Source organism: Ruegeria sp. AB11, assembly GCF_056536325.1.
In genome coordinates, this window is record NZ_JBQFJO010000001.1 from 3,397,480 (window position 1) to 3,414,229 (window position 16,750).

At 57.6% G+C, this 16,750-nt stretch carries 13 protein-coding genes; 4 read left to right on the plus strand and 9 right to left on the minus strand.

The window, feature by feature from the left end; translation table 11 throughout:
• Positions 1–14: 14 nt before the first annotated feature.
• The 5 genes from ACR3EJ_RS16980 to ACR3EJ_RS17000 form a co-directional block, all read right to left on the minus strand.
• Entirely contained in the window at positions 15–1,292 is a 1,278-nt protein-coding gene (locus ACR3EJ_RS16980; protein ID WP_170543373.1) for a DUF3422 domain-containing protein, read from the minus strand.
• Between the two features lie 106 nt (positions 1,293–1,398).
• The gene (locus ACR3EJ_RS16985; protein ID WP_170543371.1) at positions 1,399–1,755 is read right to left on the minus strand and encodes a VOC family protein; all 357 of its coding nucleotides are present in this window, start codon (positions 1,753–1,755) and stop codon (positions 1,399–1,401) included.
• A 160-nt stretch (positions 1,756–1,915) separates the two neighbouring features.
• Complete coding sequence (locus ACR3EJ_RS16990; protein WP_170476605.1) at positions 1,916–3,370, minus strand: NAD(P)(+) transhydrogenase (Re/Si-specific) subunit beta; 1,455 nt, start codon at positions 3,368–3,370, stop codon at positions 1,916–1,918.
• 13 nt (positions 3,371–3,383) lie between these two features.
• On the minus strand, positions 3,384–4,955 hold the full coding sequence (locus ACR3EJ_RS16995) for a Re/Si-specific NAD(P)(+) transhydrogenase subunit alpha (RefSeq protein WP_170543369.1): 1,572 nt from the start codon (positions 4,953–4,955) through the stop codon (positions 3,384–3,386).
• 132 nt (positions 4,956–5,087) lie between these two features.
• Positions 5,088–5,537 (minus strand): methyltransferase family protein, encoded by a 450-nt coding sequence (locus tag ACR3EJ_RS17000; protein ID WP_170543367.1) that lies wholly within the window; start codon positions 5,535–5,537, stop codon positions 5,088–5,090.
• Between the two features lie 218 nt (positions 5,538–5,755).
• On the opposite strand from ACR3EJ_RS17000, the gene kynU reads away from it, so the two are divergent.
• Positions 5,756–6,949, plus strand: coding sequence for a kynureninase (gene kynU, locus ACR3EJ_RS17005; RefSeq protein WP_170543365.1), 1,194 nt, complete (start codon positions 5,756–5,758; stop codon positions 6,947–6,949).
• On the opposite strand, the gene ACR3EJ_RS17010 is transcribed toward kynU, so the two are convergent.
• Positions 6,942–7,520 carry a TetR/AcrR family transcriptional regulator gene (locus tag ACR3EJ_RS17010; protein WP_170543364.1) on the minus strand — a complete coding sequence of 193 codons (579 nt, stop codon included), beginning with the start codon at positions 7,518–7,520 and terminating at the stop codon, positions 6,942–6,944. The genes kynU and ACR3EJ_RS17010 overlap by 8 nt on opposite strands.
• Before the next feature lie 99 nt (positions 7,521–7,619).
• On the opposite strand from ACR3EJ_RS17010, the gene ACR3EJ_RS17015 reads away from it, so the two are divergent.
• Positions 7,620–8,084, plus strand: coding sequence for a (2Fe-2S)-binding protein (locus ACR3EJ_RS17015; protein ID WP_170543363.1), 465 nt, complete (start codon positions 7,620–7,622; stop codon positions 8,082–8,084).
• A gap of 3 nt (positions 8,085–8,087) precedes the next feature.
• On the plus strand, positions 8,088–10,328 hold the full coding sequence (locus ACR3EJ_RS17020; protein ID WP_170543361.1) for a molybdopterin cofactor-binding domain-containing protein: 2,241 nt from the start codon (positions 8,088–8,090) through the stop codon (positions 10,326–10,328).
• Between the two features lie 39 nt (positions 10,329–10,367).
• On the opposite strand, the gene ACR3EJ_RS17025 is transcribed toward ACR3EJ_RS17020, so the two are convergent.
• The 3 genes from ACR3EJ_RS17025 to ACR3EJ_RS17035 form a co-directional block, all read right to left on the minus strand.
• Positions 10,368–11,147 carry a gamma-glutamyl-gamma-aminobutyrate hydrolase family protein gene (locus ACR3EJ_RS17025; RefSeq protein ID WP_170543359.1) on the minus strand — a complete coding sequence of 260 codons (780 nt, stop codon included), beginning with the start codon at positions 11,145–11,147 and terminating at the stop codon, positions 10,368–10,370.
• Between the two features lie 133 nt (positions 11,148–11,280).
• A complete protein-coding gene (locus tag ACR3EJ_RS17030) occupies positions 11,281–11,706 on the minus strand; it encodes a GlcG/HbpS family heme-binding protein (RefSeq protein WP_010442816.1) in 426 nt (141 codons plus the stop codon).
• An 81-nt stretch (positions 11,707–11,787) separates the two neighbouring features.
• A complete protein-coding gene (locus ACR3EJ_RS17035) occupies positions 11,788–13,962 on the minus strand; it encodes a malate synthase G (RefSeq protein ID WP_170543357.1) in 2,175 nt (724 codons plus the stop codon).
• Between the two features lie 205 nt (positions 13,963–14,167).
• Between ACR3EJ_RS17035 and pepN the strand changes: the two genes are divergently transcribed.
• Positions 14,168–16,720: an aminopeptidase N gene (pepN, locus tag ACR3EJ_RS17040; RefSeq protein WP_170543355.1), complete on the plus strand. Its 2,553-nt coding sequence runs from the start codon at positions 14,168–14,170 to the stop codon at positions 16,718–16,720.
• Positions 16,721–16,750: the final 30 nt, after the last annotated feature.

A 16,750-nucleotide genomic window follows, 5' to 3' on the forward strand; every position in this document is an offset into this window, starting at 1 on the left:
TTGGCAAATACCGTCTATTCCAACCGCTTGCGAATTTGACGTATGGCAAGCCAAACTCCCAGTACGACCGGGACTGTCACCACTGCTGTCAGCATCCCCTTGCTGATCCCGATCTTCGTCAGTGGATACAGAAAGTAGCTAACAAGCGAAACCGCATAATAGCTGATTGCCACCACTGAAAGCCCTTCGACGGTGTGCTGCAACCGCAACGCCAGATCGGCGCGTCGGTCCATGCTTTCCAGCAAGGCCTGGTTCTGCGCGCTACGCTCAACATCCACCCGGGTCCGCAACAGCTCACCCGCCCGAATGGCGCGGTCGGATAAGGCTTGCAGGCGACGTTCGGTGGCTTTCACAGTTCGGATCGCAGGGTCATACCTGCGCATCATGAAGTCAGCAAAGTTCTGACGACCCTGAAACCGTTCCTCGCGCAGAACCGTTATCCTCTGGTTGACGATCGCCTCATAGGCTCCGGTCGCCCCAAAACGGAACGAACTGCGCGCGGAAATAGTTTCCAACTCGGTCGAGGTTGACAGCAATTGCAACAACAGATCGTCGGGGGCTGCGGATTCATCGGTCATCTGGACCATCAGATCAGACAGTTTCTTATCAAGTTCACCGATGCGCGGCATCAGGTCTTTGACGCGGGCGAAGCCAAGCATGGACATCGCTTTATAGGTTTCGATTTCGCAAAGACGCTGGAGAATTCGACCTGTTCTGCGTTGACCGGCAAATTTCGAAACAAACAGCGCAAACCGCATGTGACCGGCCGGGTCGATACGAAAATCGCTGGCGCAAATCGCCGAGTCATCCAGAACGCTAGCCACAGCCAGGCTTTCAGGCTCGAACCAGTCCGACAGCGCTTGCGTGACCAGGGCATCCTCTGACCGCTCGACCACACGCATCATGATCGAGGTGATCCGCCGCCCCGTGCTAGCCATCAGCCAATCGGGCGGGAACACTTCGAAATCCGCGGGATTAAAAGCCCGATCACTGACATTCTGCGCAATGGCCGTGTATGTCACAAACTCGGTATGCTGTTCCCATTTCAGCCAATGGCGCCCGATTTGACCAGCATAATGCGTCGCGCCTGGCTGCGGGTGCTGCGCACCGTGGCGATTCAGCAAGTCGATCAGATGCGCCATATCCAGATTGCGATCCCGGGCCGCTGCGGCATCCGTTTTCTTGATCGCCAGAAATACCACGGTGCAGGGTGCTGAAGCCACCGGAAAGGGTCGCGCATGCAGTTCATTGGCCAGCGCATAGCGCAGCGGATGGTCATCTATCGGAGTCATGGATCATTCCCCAAGGCTTCCGGCACTATACGCAGCTTGAACAATACATCAATTATCTTTTTATTTCATATAGTTACGAGGATACAATGGTATACAACCCGCTATGTCATTGATTTGGCTGCCAGAGCTCGATGGGGTTCCCCTCGGGATCGTGAATGCGTGCGAATTTGCCAACCTCGCTATCCCAATCAGGATGCGTATCAACCGTGATTCCGGCGCTCTTTAGCTGAGCAATCATGGCATCCAAATCATCGACACGAAAATTGATCATCCATTGCTGATCAGCCCTGCCGAAATAGTCGGTATCCTGCGCAAACGGCGCAAACACGGTATAGCCTTCACGCTGTTTCCAGGGGACGGGGTCGTAGTGATTAACTCCCAGATGCTCCTCATACCACGAACTCAGAGCCTCCGGATCTTTAGCGCGAAAAAACACGCCCCCTATGCCATTCACTTTCTGCATCTGAATCCTCCCAACAATCGCCCAACGTCACCGTGATACCATATCCGCTTGCTTCATCTGGCCCCAAATACTCCAGGGGGTCCAAGGGGGCAAAGCCCCCTCAATCAAAAAAGAAAAGGGCGCCCCAAGGCGCCCTTTGCAATTTGGTCATGTCCCGTGATCAATCGATCATTGGCAACAGCTTGTCCAAGGACGCCTTTGCATCGCCATAGAACATGCGGGTGTTTTCCTTGAAGAACAGCGGGTTTTCGATTCCAGAATATCCGGTACCCTGACCGCGTTTCGACACAAACACCTGTTTCGCCTTCCAGCATTCCAGAACCGGCATCCCGGCGATCGGGCTGTTGGGGTCCTCCTGCGCCGCAGGGTTTACAATGTCGTTCGAGCCGATGACGATGGCGACATCCGTGTCCGGGAAGTCATCATTGATTTCGTCCATCTCCAGAACGATATCATACGGCACCTTTGCCTCGGCCAGCAGAACGTTCATATGGCCGGGCAGACGACCTGCAACTGGGTGGATCGCAAAGCGCACGTTCTTGCCTTTGGCACGCAGCTTACGGACCAACTCGCTGACCGATTGCTGCGCCTGTGCCACGGCCATGCCGTAACCGGGGATGATAACGATGCTATCGGCGTCGTTCAGAGCCGCAGCCACGCCGTCAGCTTCAATCGCTACCTGCTCGCCTTCAACAGCCATCTGTTCACCCTGCGGGCCGCCAAAGCCGCCCAAGATCACGCTCACAAAGTGACGGTTCATCGCCTTGCACATGATGTAAGACAGGATCGCACCAGACGAGCCCACCAGCGCACCAACCACAATCAGCAGGTCGTTGCCCAGCGAGAAACCAATGGCCGCCGCTGCCCAGCCCGAATACGAGTTCAGCATCGACACAACCACCGGCATGTCGGCACCACCGATGCCCATGATCAGGTGATAGCCGATAAACAGCGCCGCCAGCGTCATCAGGAACAACGGGAAGAAGCCACCGGTCGAGGTGTACCACACCAGGCAGATCAGCGAGAGACCCGCAGCCGCCGCGTTCAGCGCGTGGCCGCCGGGTAGCTTGGTCGCAGCCGAAGTCACCTTCCCGGCCAGCTTGCCATAAGCCACGACTGAGCCAGTAAAGGTGATCGCACCGATAAAGATGCCCAAGAACAGTTCTACGTGCAGGATCGCCAGCTCGGCCGATGTTTTCTTAGCAATCAGCTTGGCAAAGGCGCCCAGATTGGACAGGTCCGCTTCTTTCGCGCTGTCAGCAATAGCCATGACTTGCGCCACGTTGCCAATCTCAAAATGCGCATTGAAACCCACGAACACAGCCGCCAGACCGACCAGCGAGTGCATCGCGGCCACAAGCTGCGGCATCTCGGTCATCTGGACGCGCTGCGCCACGTACTGACCGATCAGACCGCCGCCGACGATCAGCAGCAGCGACAGCAACCACAGGCCGGAACCCGGGCCAACCAGTGTGGCAAAGACCGCCAGCGCCATACCGACGATGCCGTACCAAACCGCGCGCTTAGCGCTTTCTTGGTTCGACAGACCGCCGAGGGAAAGGATGAACAGAACAGCCGCAACAACGTAGGCGGCAGTAGTGAAGCCAAATTCCATTTGCCCGGCCTCCTTAAGATTTCTGGAACATGGCGAGCATGCGCCGGGTTACGAGGAAGCCGCCGAAGATGTTGATCCCGGCCATGAAGACGCTAAGCGCTGCCAGCAGAATGACCAGGAATGACCCCGATCCGATCTGCATCAAGGCCCCGACGATGATGATCGACGAGATCGCGTTAGTGATCGCCATCAGCGGAGTGTGTAAGCTGTGTGAGACGTTCCAGATCACTTGGAAGCCCACGAAGATCGCCAGAACAAAGACAATGAAGTGCTGCATGAAGCTGGCCGGAGCAACCAGCCCGACCAGCAGCATCAGCGCGCCACCGACTCCAAGCAGAGTGAACTGCTGCTTGGTTTGCGCCTTGAAGGCCGCGATTTCCTGCGCTTTTTTCTCTTCAGGGGTCAGTTCTTTGACTTCAGGCTTTTTCTGCGCCGCAATCGCCTGCACCTTGGGCGGTGGCGGAGGGAAGGTGATCTCACCCTCGTGGGTCACGGTCGCGCCGCGGATCACGTCATCTTCCATGTCGTGATTGACTTTGCCGTCCTTCTCGGGCGTCAGGTCGGTCATCATGTGTCGGATGTTGGTCGCATACAGCGAAGAAGACTGCGCTGCCATCCGGCTGGGGAAGTCAGTATAGCCGATGATGGTCACGCCGTTGTCGGTCACGATCTTCTCATCCGGCACGGTGAGCTTACAGTTGCCGCCCTTTTCTGCAGCCAAATCAACGATGACCGAACCCGGCTTCATCGCCTCGACCATGTCCTTGGTCCAAAGCTCGGGTGCTTCGCGGTTTGGGATCAGCGCAGTGGTTATGACGATATCCATTTCCGGAGCAAGCTCGCGGAACTTGGCCAGTTGTGCCTCGCGGAATTCTTCAGACTGGACCGAGGCGTAACCACCGGTCGCCGCTCCGTCTTGCTGTTCTTCATCGAAGTCAAGATAGACGAACTCGGCCCCCATGGATTCGACCTGCTCGGCCACTTCCGGGCGCACATCAAACGCATAGGTGATCGCACCTAACGAAGTCGACGTCCCGATCGCCGCCAGCCCCGCCACGCCAGCGCCTACGATCAGCACCTTGGCAGGCGGAACTTTACCGGCCGCCGTCACCTGACCGGTAAAGAATCGGCCAAAGTTGTTGCCCGCCTCGATCACCGCGCGGTAACCGGCGATATTGGCCATCGAAGACAGCGCGTCCATCTTCTGCGCGCGCGAAATACGCGGCACCATCTCCATCGCGATGACAGTCGCGCCCTTGGACTTTGCGGCCTCCATTCCCTCTTCGTTCCCGGCAGGGTTGAAGAAAGAAATCAGGGTCTTGTCCTTGTTCAGCCGCTTCAGCTCGGTGGCATCAGGCTGACGAACCTTGGCAATGATATCTGCCGCCTTCCAAAGCGAGGCTGCGGTCTTCATGACCTCAACGCCAGCAGCTTCATAAGCGGCATCCGAAAACCCCGCAGCCGCGCCCGCGCCTTTTTCGATCAGGCATTCAAAACCCAGTTTCTGCAACTGCACGGCCGAGTCCGGAGTCATCGCGACCCGGTTCTCGCCCTTATACGTTTCCTTTGGCGTCCCAATTTTCACCAGTCGGTTCCCCCTAATTTTAGATTCAGGCCAGGTGGGTGTTCAGCATAGAATGACAAGCAGACATGTATCCTGCGCAAGATTATTTCGCAAGCGCAGCAATTGTAGTGCTGTGTCATGATGACCACACCCTTAAATCCATCGCCGTGTTTTGCGTTCGTAGCGCGCGAAATCGGCGCGGAATGTGCGGCGCAACCGGTCTTCCTCGGGAATGATAAAACGGCGCTCCAAAAGCCAGACAAAGATCGGAAGCAACACCAATGACAACACCGCGTCGAAGCGCAAGATCAATCCCGCCAATATCAGCACATCGCCCAAATAAATCGGGTTGCGGCTGCGTTTATAGATACCTGATTGAACCATCGTTGACGGCGTTTCATGCGGAAGAACAGTGGTGCGGTGACGGCGGAATTCGACCACAGCCATGATCGCAAGAATAATGCCGCCTCCGACAAGAATGCCGCTGAGCAAATCCGTCACCGCCCCGTTCAAAGACAGCCCCATCGGCAGCACGCGCGCTTGCACCCAAGCCAACGCGGCAAAACCCACAAGCCAAACAGGTGGAAGATCGATCCAGCGCATGGCCTTCCCCAAAGCGGTGACACACACCCACGCATGTCGTTTCTGGGCGCTGTGTTATCGCTTTCTGACTTTGAAGGCAAAAGCAAAGGTTGTCGCATCCTGAAAAGTAGGCGCACGTTCAAGCCAGCAAGGCACGAGGTGCCAAGAATGGACAGGTTGGTTCAGATCAGATAGGCCAAAGTCAAACATCCGAACCAAAGCTGTAGAAAAGAAAATCCATGACCGATTTCGCCACAACCAAATCCATGTTCAATCTACCCGAAGGCGTGTTGTATCTGGACGGCAACTCCCTGGGTCCTTTGCCGAAATCAGCGGCGAACCGCGTCGAGAGCATGTTGAAGGATGAGTGGGGGCAGATGCTCATCACCGGGTGGAACAAGGCCGGATGGATGGGTATGCCGACCGGACTGGGCGACAGGATCGGACGGCTGATCGGTGCTGAGCCCGGCAGCGTTGTGGTGGGCGATACTCTGTCGATCAAGGTGTATCAGGCGGTTGCCTCAGCGCTAGAACTGAACCCTACTCGCAGAGTAGTCCTGTCTGACAACGGCAATTTCCCGTCTGACTTATACATGGCCGACGGTCTGCTGCGGTCACTGGGGCCCGACTATGAATTGCGCGTGGTCGACCCTCAGGATGTTGCCGAGCATATCACCGAAGAGGTTGCGGTTCTGATGCTGACCGAAGTCGACTACCGCTCGGGTCGTATGCATGACATGAAAGCACTGACCGAACTCGCCCATGCCAATGGCGTCGTGACGGTTTGGGATCTGGCACACTCTGCGGGGGCCGTCCCGGTTGATCTGTCCGGCTGCAATGCGGATTTCGCTGTTGGCTGCACGTACAAATATCTCAACGGTGGCCCGGGTGCGCCCGCCTTTATCTATGTGGCCCCACGCTTGTCTGGAAAAGTGCGACCGGCGCTTTCAGGCTGGTTGGGGCATGAAGCCCCCTTTGCTTTCGATCTCGACTATCGCCCCGGTGCCGGGATCGAGCGGATGCGAGTCGGCACCCCACCGGTCATCCAGATGACCGCCTTGTCGGCGGCGATGGATATCTGGGATATGGCCGAAATGGCCGATGTGCGTGCCAAATCCATCGAATTGACCGAGTTGTTCATCGCTCGCGTCGAAGCCACCTGCCCCGACCTATCCCTCGCGAGCCCCCGTGATCCTGCCCAGCGCGGCAGTCAGGTCTCGTTTCATTTTGATGAAGGTTACGCTGCCATGCAGGCCTTGATCGTGCGTGGCGTGATCGGTGATTTCCGAGCGCCCGACATCATGCGTTTCGGCTTCACGCCGTTGTATATCGATGAAGGTGATGTGGAACAGGCCGCCCAAATTCTTGCCGACATCATCACCAACAAATTGTGGGACAAGCCGGAATACAAGATCCGTCAGCGCGTTACCTGATCTCCAGTGCCGCGCCCAACAATGTGGCCAATTGCGAAATGCCCTGCTCGAATTCTTCAGCGCTGGAGGCCGTCATTTTGATGCCCTTCAGCGATGTTGTTATCGTTTTTGCGGCCTCATCCGGGCCAACCGGCAAATGCGCACGACCAGCAGAATTTTCACGACGCAACCAATCCGCGTAAAGACGCGTTAGTTTAGCCTCACCCTCCTGAACGATGTCGGTCGACATGGACTTTGTTGCATCGAGCATTTCAAGCCCATGGGGCGATGCCAAAATCTCGGCCATCCCTTGGGATTGTGCTTGGACGGCGCCTGCAAGAATTTCCGGCAAAGAGCCTTCACCGGCCAATGCCTCAGCCACCAGTATGACTTTTTCGTCGTAGTAATACTGAGTCAGCTCGCGGACGATGGCCTCTTTATTTTTGTAGTGCAGATATACCGCGGGCCGCGACATCCCTGCCCCTTTGGCGATGTCATCCATGGACGTCTTGCGAAACCCATAAGCTGCGAAGGCTCGAAAAGCCGAACTCAGAATGGCCGCAGTCTTGGATTCTTCATTTGCACTCGTCATGAGAGAACCTCTGACATTTCTTGTATATTTTGTCAATTGACAAGCTGACACTTTCCATTAAATATGTCAGAGACCAGCCAAAGCTAAGAGAGGTGCGCCATGGCGACGGCCCTAAAGATCAACGGAAAGACCCATCAGGTTGATCTGCCTGATGATGTGCCCTTGCTGTGGGTGCTGCGAGATGAGGTTGGACTGACCGGCACTAAGTTCGGTTGCGGCGTGGCCGCCTGCGGTGCCTGCACAGTTCATATTGATGGTGAGGCCGTGCGGTCCTGCCAGGTGGCACTTTCGGATGTTTGGGGAGATGTCACCACGATCGAAGAGCTTGGTACGCCTGACGCCATGGCAACGATCCAGAAGGCCTGGGTTGATCACCAAGTGGCCCAATGCGGCTATTGCCAATCGGGCCAGATCATGCAGGCCGCGGCTTTGCTGGCCGAAAATTCAGCGCCAACTGACGCTGATATCGACGACGCTATGCAGGGCAACCTGTGCCGCTGCGGCACCTATCCCCGCATCCGCGCCGCCATCCACGACGCCGCATCCAAGCTGAAGGAGGCCTGATCCATGGCAAGCATCGGAAAAATCCTGCGCCGCACCTTCCTGATCGGATCAGCCGCCATTGTCGGTGGCGTGGCCTTTGGCGCCTATTATGTCACTCGTCCTGCCGCGAATCCGCTGAAGCCGCGTGAAGGTGAAACCGCGCTCAGCCCCTTTGTTCTGATCGACCAGCAGGGCGTGACCCTGTTCGCGCCGCGTGCTGAGATGGGTCAGGGCGTGATGACCACCTGGGCGGCGCTGATCGCCGAAGAATTGGATGTCGAACTGGACGATATCCGCGTGCTGCACGGTCCCGCTGCTGCGGCCTATTACAACCACGCCCTCATGGGAGAAAGCCTGCCAAACAAAGGTTATGACGTCTCGGATTTCCAGCACAATCTGGGTGAGGCACTGGGTGTTTTGGGCCGAACACTCAGCCTGCAGGTCACCGGTGGCTCGACATCGATGAAAGACGGATTCGAACGGATGCGGATGGCTGGAGCCACCGCGCGCGAGACGTTGAAACAGGCCGCAGCGGACCAGCTGGGCATTGATCGCGACCAGCTCAAGACCGAAAATGGCGCTGTGATCGCGCCAGACGACACCCGCATACCCTATACCAAATTAGCAGAAGCCGCAGGCCTGATTGAACTACCTGTGGTCTCCCTGCGCGACCCGTCCGAGTGGCGTTTGATCGGCAAGGCCCTCCCGCGCGTTGATATTCCGGGAAAGTCCACTGGCACCGCAACCTTTGGTATCGACGTACGGCCTGAGGGGTTGAAATTCGCCTCGGTCCGCATGAACCCCAAACTGGGCGGCACCATGAACGGCTTTGACGCCAGCGCGGCCGAAACCATGCCCGGGGTCGAAAAAATCGTTGATCTCGGCACAGGCGTTGCAGTGATAGCCAACAATACATGGCTTGCCATTCAGGCGGTCGAGGCGATCGACGTAGATTGGGGCGATGCCCCCTATCCTCCCGAAACCGATGCATTGTTTGAACAGATCGCCAAAGCGTTTGATGACGCTCCGAACTCGACCATGCGCGATGATGGAGATGTAGATGTTCTGCCCGAAGGGGCCACCGAAATCACGGCGGACTACACTGTTCCTTATCTGGCCCACGCCACGATGGAGCCGATGAACGCCACCGCGCTTTATACCGGCAGCAAGTTGGACCTGTGGTGCGGCAATCAGGCCCCGACGCTGATCCAGATGCGGGTGGCCAACACCGCCGGGCTTGAGACCGAGGCAGTTGAGATTCACACCACTTATCTGGGTGGAGGCTTCGGCCGCCGGGGCGAGCTGGATTTCGGCGAGATCGCAACAAAAATCGCCATGGCGATGCCCGGCACCCCGGTTCAGACCACCTGGAGCCGTGAAGAGGATATGCGCCACGATTACTACCGTCCAGGTGCCATGGCCCGGATGCGTGGTGCGGTGAAGGACGGCAAAGCCGTTCTGATCGACGGCAAGGTCGCCTCCCAATCCCCAACCCAGCAAGCCGTGAAGCGATATACCGGCTTTTCCGGCGGGGGACCCGACAAAGTCCTTGTCGAAGGTTTCTTCAACCAACCTTACGCCGTTCCGAATTATCGCATGAGCGGCCACATCGCTGATCTGGCCGTACCGGTTGGTTTCTGGCGCTCGGTCGGCAACAGCCACAATGGTTTCTTTCACGAGACCTTTTTGGACGAGATGGCCCATGCCGCCGGGCGTGACCCGCTGGACTTTCGGATTGAACTGACCAAGACCGAATTCGCCCCAGCTGCGGGATGTCTTGAAGCCGTCAAGGAGATGTCAGGTTGGACCGGCAAGACCCCAAATGGTGTCGGACGTGGCGTGGCGATGACTTACAGCTTTGGGACCCCGGTCGCGCAGGTGATCGAGGTGGTGGACGAGGATGGAACCATCCGCATCCGCAAGGCCTGGATCGCCTGCGATGTCGGCCTCGCGCTCGATCCGGCAACAGTTGAGGCGCAGATGATTGGCGGCATGATCTATGGCCTTTCGGCCGCGACCACAGGCGAGATCACCTTCTCGGATGGTGAAGTCGAACAACTGAACTTCCCGGACTATGACGGGCTGCGGATGCACAGCACTCCGATAACAGAAGTCCGGGTACTCGAAACCCAGAAACATCTGGGTGGTGTCGGTGAGCCGGGTACTCCGCCCTCGATGCCCGCTTTGGGGAACGCGTTGTTTGATCTGACCGGAGAGCGCGCGCGCAGCCTGCCGCTGAACAAACAGTTCAACTTGATGGTCTAAGAACGATTTGGTCCGGCGCCGCGTCGGGCCAATTCACCTTCAGGCCGTGCGCTGGAAACGGGTCGCCTCATTCCCTTCGGCCCAAGCGTGTACAGCGTGTCCGAACGCCTGGAACAGCGGCCGTGAGACCGGGTCATTCGCCGCATCCCACTCTGGATGCCACTGGACCGACAGGGTAAATCCGGGCGCGTCCTTGACATAAATTGCCTCGGGCGTTCCATCAGGGGCGTGGCCGTCAATCACCACATTCTCGCCCAATGTTTTGATCCCCTGCCCGTGCAGTGTGTTGGTCATCACTTCAGCCGCACCCAACAAGCGGTGGAAAACTCCACCTTCGGTCATCTTCACGACGTGCCGCAGGGCAAACTTTTCCTCCAACGTGCCATCGGGTGGCATGCGGTGGTTCTGGCGCCCAGGAAGATCGCGAATTTCAGGATAAAGCGTGCCACCCAAGGCGACGTTCACTTCCTGAAATCCTCGGCAGATCCCAAAAAACGGCTGCCCCCGCTCGGCACAAGCCCGGACCAGAGGCAGCGTGATCGCATCCCGTGCGCGGTCGAACTCACCATGCGCTTCGGTTGCGGGCTCGCCATATTCCTCAGGATGAACATTGGGGCGCCCGCCTGTCAGCAAAAAACCGTCGCAAGCCTCTAGCAATTCGTCGACCGATACATAGCGCGGATCAGCAGGTATCAGCAAAGGCAGACAATCCGATACGTTGGACACCGCATCAGAATTCATCGTCCCGCCCGCATGCGTCGGGTACTGATCATTCATCAAGTAAGAGTTGCCGATAATTCCAACAACGGGGCGCGTCATTCCAAGTCCTTTGTTTCGCAGGTATTCTGCAAAACCTATCGGCAGCCCGAGCCGCGCGCAACGACACAGACCCTGCATGGCAGCGCAAGCGCGTGTTCAGCCGCGCACATCACCTGTAAAATCGATCCGAAGGTTAGATCTCGCCCACGAGCCCGGCACCCTCAATGCCAACTAGCGCGGCTTGGGCGTCATTGTCGGACGTGTCGCCAGTGACACCCACGGCACCAATCACTGCACCCTTGCGGTCACGCACCAGAACTCCGCCTGGGACTGGTACAACCTGACCGCCGTAAACCCCGTTCACCGCCGCCATGAAATAGGCCTGCCCTTCGGCGCGCTGCATCTGCGCAGTACCCGCCATGCCCAGCATCACCGATCCGTATGCTTTGCCATGCGCGATTGCAAATCGCCCGGGCGCGGCACCGTCTTCGCGTTCAAAAGCGATCACGTGACCGCCCGCATCCAGAACTACAACCGAGAGGGGCTTCAGCTCCATCTCACGCCCTTTTTCCAGCGCTTTTCGAATAATGGTCCGCGCTTTGCGCAATGAAATAACCATGCCCGATCCCTTTCATCTGGCCCAAAATATCCTCGGGGGAGCACGAGGGGGCAGACAGCCCCCTCGTTCCCGCCCCTACCCTTAGCGCAAGCTTGCCTTCAGTTCTAACCGGCGCGCGTGCAGCACCGGTTCAGTATATCCTGAGGGCTGCACTCGCCCACGGAATACCAGATCACACGCCGCCTGAAAGGCGATCCCGTCAAAACCCGGCGCCATCGGCTTATAGGACGGATCATCCGCATTCTGCCGATCCACTACAGCAGCCATTTTCTGCAGCGCTGCCATCACCTGCTCCTGACTGATCAGATCATGATGCAACCAGTTCGCCAACGCCTGAGACGAAATCCGGCAGGTCGCGCGGTCTTCCATCAGACCAATGTCGTTGATATCCGGCACTTTCGAGCAGCCGACGCCTTGATCGACCCAGCGCACAACATAACCCAATATGCCCTGAGCATTGTTCTCGATCTCACGGGTAATCTCCTCAGCGCTGAGATTGCGACCACCCAACAGTGGCACCGTCAACAGATCATCCAGCGTCCCCCGAGCAGCGCCAGCGGCTAACTCGTCCTGACGCGCCAGCACATCGACCTTGTGGTAATGCGTTGCGTGCAAGGTTGCGGCAGTGGGCGAAGGCACCCAGGCGCAGGTTGCGCCCGCTTGAGGGTGACCGATCTTGGCCGCCAGCATATCCTCCATTCGATCCGGCATTGCCCACATGCCTTTTCCGATCTGTGCCTTACCCTTGAGGCCACAGGCCAATCCGATATCGACGTTGCGATCCTCGTAGGACGCAATCCAAGGCGTCTCCTTGATATCGCCCTTGGGCAGCATCGGTCCCGCCTCCATCGAGGTGTGAATTTCATCCCCTGTGCGATCAAGAAAGCCAGTATTGATGAATGCGACGCGTGATTTCGCGGCGCGGATGCATTCCTTGAGGTTGGCCGAGGTGCGACGTTCCTCATCCATGATGCCAAGCTTTACGGTATTTCGTGGCAGGCCCAGAATGTCCTCGACCATGTCAAAAATCTCGACCGCGAACGCGACCTCTTCGGGGCCGTGCATCTTGGGTTTGACCACATAGACCGAGCCGGTGACCGAGTTGCCGCCCTCACGCTTCAGATCATGCATGGCGATCAGCGTGGTGCAGAGCGCGTCCATCAGACCCTCACCAATCTCGCGCCCTTCGGCATCCAGAACGGCGGGGTTGGTCATCAGGTGGCCCACATTTCGCACCAGCATCAGCGAGCGGCCTTTCAGCACGGCTTGATCGCCGCTGGCAGTGGTGTAGCCCACATCACCCGCCAATTTGCGGGTGAAGGTGTTGCCGCCCTTGGTGACCTCTTCGGTCAGGTCACCTTTCATCAAGCCCAGCCAGTTGCCGTAGGCCACAACCTTGTCCTCGGCATCGACACAAGCGACTGAGTCTTCGCAGTCCATGATCGTCGACAGGGCGGATTCCAATCGTACATCCGCGATGCCCGCAGGGTCAGACGCACCAATGATACTGGACGGGTCGATCACTATTTCAGCGTGGAGGCCATTCTTCTCTAACAAGATCGACGACGGCGAATCCGGGTCGCCTTTGTAGCCTACAAAACGCCCCGCCCCATGCTTTTGCGATCCATATATGTACGCTCTTTCATCATCGTCCATTGTGACGACTAGGTCCCCCTCCTCGACGGAAAAACCTACAACACTTGACCAATCGTCAATCGCTGGCGTGCAGAATAAGCCAAGATGGTGTTTGGCCCACGCAATCACCCTTGCGCCACGTTCTGCGTCATAGCCTTTGCCAGCAGGCAGATCGCCCAACGCATCTGTACCATAAAGCGCATCATACAGACTGCCCCAACGGGCATTCGCCGCGTTCAGCGCAAAGCGTGCATTGGTGATCGGCACAACCAACTGCGGGCCTGGTGTCAGAGCGATTTCGGGATCGACATTGGCGGTTTCGATTTTGAAATCCTCGCCTTCATCAACCAGATACCCAATCTCACGCAGAAAAGACTGGTACTCGCCAGCATTGATGGGCAGGCCGCGCCGCGCCGCATGCCAACCGTCGATGCGCCCCTGAATGTCAGCACGCTTTTCCAACAGCGCGCGGTTCCTCGGTCCCAGCTCATTCACCAAACGCTCCAGTCCCGACCAGAACTGATCAGCCGTGACCTTTGTGCCCGGCAGTGCCTTCTGTTCGATGAAGTCCACCAGAACCGGGTCGATCTGCAGTCCGCTGCGGATCTCTCTGCTGCTCATGTTCCGAATCCCCTACGATTGTGTGCCATTGTATGCGCCCATCAATTAGGTGGTTTGTTTCCGATAGGCAACTTGTGCCCATAGGTTCAGTTTTTTCGGCCAAACACGAAACTGTTTCAAATCTATCTGGACAATTGCCCATTGGTTGCAGCGCCAGCGCGAAGCCCCTAACGTCACGCCAGATTCCCAGATGATGAGGCCCCCGATGCGCGACGCCGCCCCCACCACGATCTATCTGAAAGACTACACCCCGTTTGGTTACCTGGTGGACAGTGTGCATCTGACTTTTGATCTGGCCCCAAATGCCACGCGCGTGACCTCTCGGATAAGATTCCGTCCGAATCCCGAAGCCACGGACCGCACATTCTTTCTGCACGGGGAAGAATTGAACCTGATCCGAGCTGCGATTGATGGCGAAGTGATTACGCCCAAGATCACCGCAGAAGGCCTCACCGCTACAGTGCCTGACGCGCCTTTCATCTGGGAGGCCGTGGTCGAGATTGATCCCGCTAACAACACCGCGCTTGAAGGTCTCTACATGTCGAACGGCATGTACTGCACCCAATGCGAGGCCGAAGGCTTTCGCAAGATCACCTATTACCCTGACCGCCCGGATGTGATGTCCACCTTTACGGTGCGCATCAACGGAGACCTGCCGGTGCTGCTGTCCAACGGCAACCCCTCGGACAAAGGAGAAGGCTGGGCGGAATGGGTCGATCCGTGGCCCAAACCCGCCTATCTGTTCGCGCTCGTCGCCGGGGAGCTGATTGCCCACCCTGGCCAGTTCACCACCAAATCCGGTCGCGACGTTGAATTGAACCTATGGGTTCGTCCTGGAGATGAAGGCAAATGCGCCTTTGGCATGGAAGCGTTGAAGAAATCCATGAAATGGGACGAGGATGTCTATGGCCGCGAATACGATTTGGACGTGTTCAACATCGTCGCGGTCGACGATTTCAACATGGGCGCGATGGAGAATAAAGGGCTGAACATCTTCAACTCCTCCGCCGTTCTGGCAAGCCCAGAAACCTCGACCGATGTGAATTTCGAACGGATCGAGGCGATTATCGCGCATGAGTATTTCCACAACTGGACCGGCAACCGCATCACCTGCCGTGACTGGTTCCAGCTGTGTCTGAAAGAGGGGCTGACGGTGTTCCGCGACGCGCAGTTCACCTCGGACATGCGCTCGGCCCCGGTAAAACGTATTCACGACGCCATCGACCTGCGCGCGCGACAGTTCCCCGAGGACAACGGGCCTTTGTCGCACCCGGTGCGGCCCGAGAGTTTTCAGGAAATCAACAACTTCTACACCTCAACCGTATATGAGAAAGGCGCTGAGGTAATCGGTATGCTGAAATGTCTGGTGGGTGACGAGGCCTACTCAGAGGCGCTGGACCTCTATTTCGACCGCCATGACGGACAGGCCTGCACGATCGAGGACTGGCTGCAAGTGTTCGAAGAGACCACTGGTCGCGATCTAAGCCAGTTCAAGCGCTGGTACAGTCAATCGGGAACGCCAAGGGTCTCGGTCGCTGAAGATTGGGCCGATGGCACCTACACCCTGACCCTCAGCCAACGCACCGAACCGACGCCGGGACAGGAGGACAAGCAGCCTCAGGTCATTCCTGTCGCCGTGGGTCTGCTCGGCCCGAACGGCGATGAGGTACGCGTAACCGAAGTGTTGGAACTGACCGAAGCCGAACAGACCTTTAAGTTCACCGGTCTCGCCGCGAAACCTGTGCCTTCGATCTTGCGGGGTTTCTCGGCTCCGGTGATCCTGGAACACGATTCAACGAATGCAGAACGCGCATTCCTACTTGCCCATGACACCGACCCGTTCAACCGCTGGCAAGCGGGAAGGTCGCTGGCCGAAGACACCCTTCTGCGCATGATCACCGAGGAAGCAACACCAGAGGCCGACTACCTCGACGGTTTGTTGTCAGTCCTTCGCGATGAAACGCTGGACCCTGCTTACCGGGCGCTCATGTTGGGTCTGCCAACGCAATCAGAACTGGCTGCGGCGCTGCATGAAAAGGGGATCACCCCCAATCCGATGGCGATCTGGAGGGCAGTTGAAACCTTGCGTCAAGCCACGGCGCAACATGTACAAGACCTGCTGCCCCGGCTTCACAGTGAAACGCTGGTGGATGCGCCCTACCAACCGGACGCCGAACAATCTGGAAAGCGCGCCTTGGGCAGCGCAGCGCTGGCTCTGACTTCGCGGCTAGATGGAGGTATCAAGGCGGCCGAGGAGTATTCGCGCGCCAACAACATGACCCAGCAACTCACCTCTTTGTCCTGTCTGTTACGCGCGGGTAAAGGTGAGGCTGAATTGGCCGCATTCTATGATCAATGGCGACATGATCGGTTGGTGATGGACAAATGGTTCGCCCTGCAGGTTTCGATGGCCGGTCCAGAAACTACGGTCGAAACCGCGCGCAAACTGACTGAGCACCCGGATTTCAATTGGAAAAACCCCAACCGCTTCCGAGCGTTGATGGGATCTCTGGTCGGAAACCATGCGGGGTTCCATCAGACCGATGGCGCAGGTTATGCATTGCTGGCAGACTGGTTGATCCGACTCGACCCGGTGAACCCGCAAACCACCGCCCGGATGTGCAGCGCGTTCCAGACCTGGAAACGCTATGACGCGAACCGTCAGGCCCTGATCCGAAAACAACTGAACCGCATCGCCGAAACTCCAGGCCTGTCTCGGGACTCAACCGAAATGGTCTCGCGCATCCTGGGCGCATGACCGCTTTCACATTCACACGACAGAACCGAA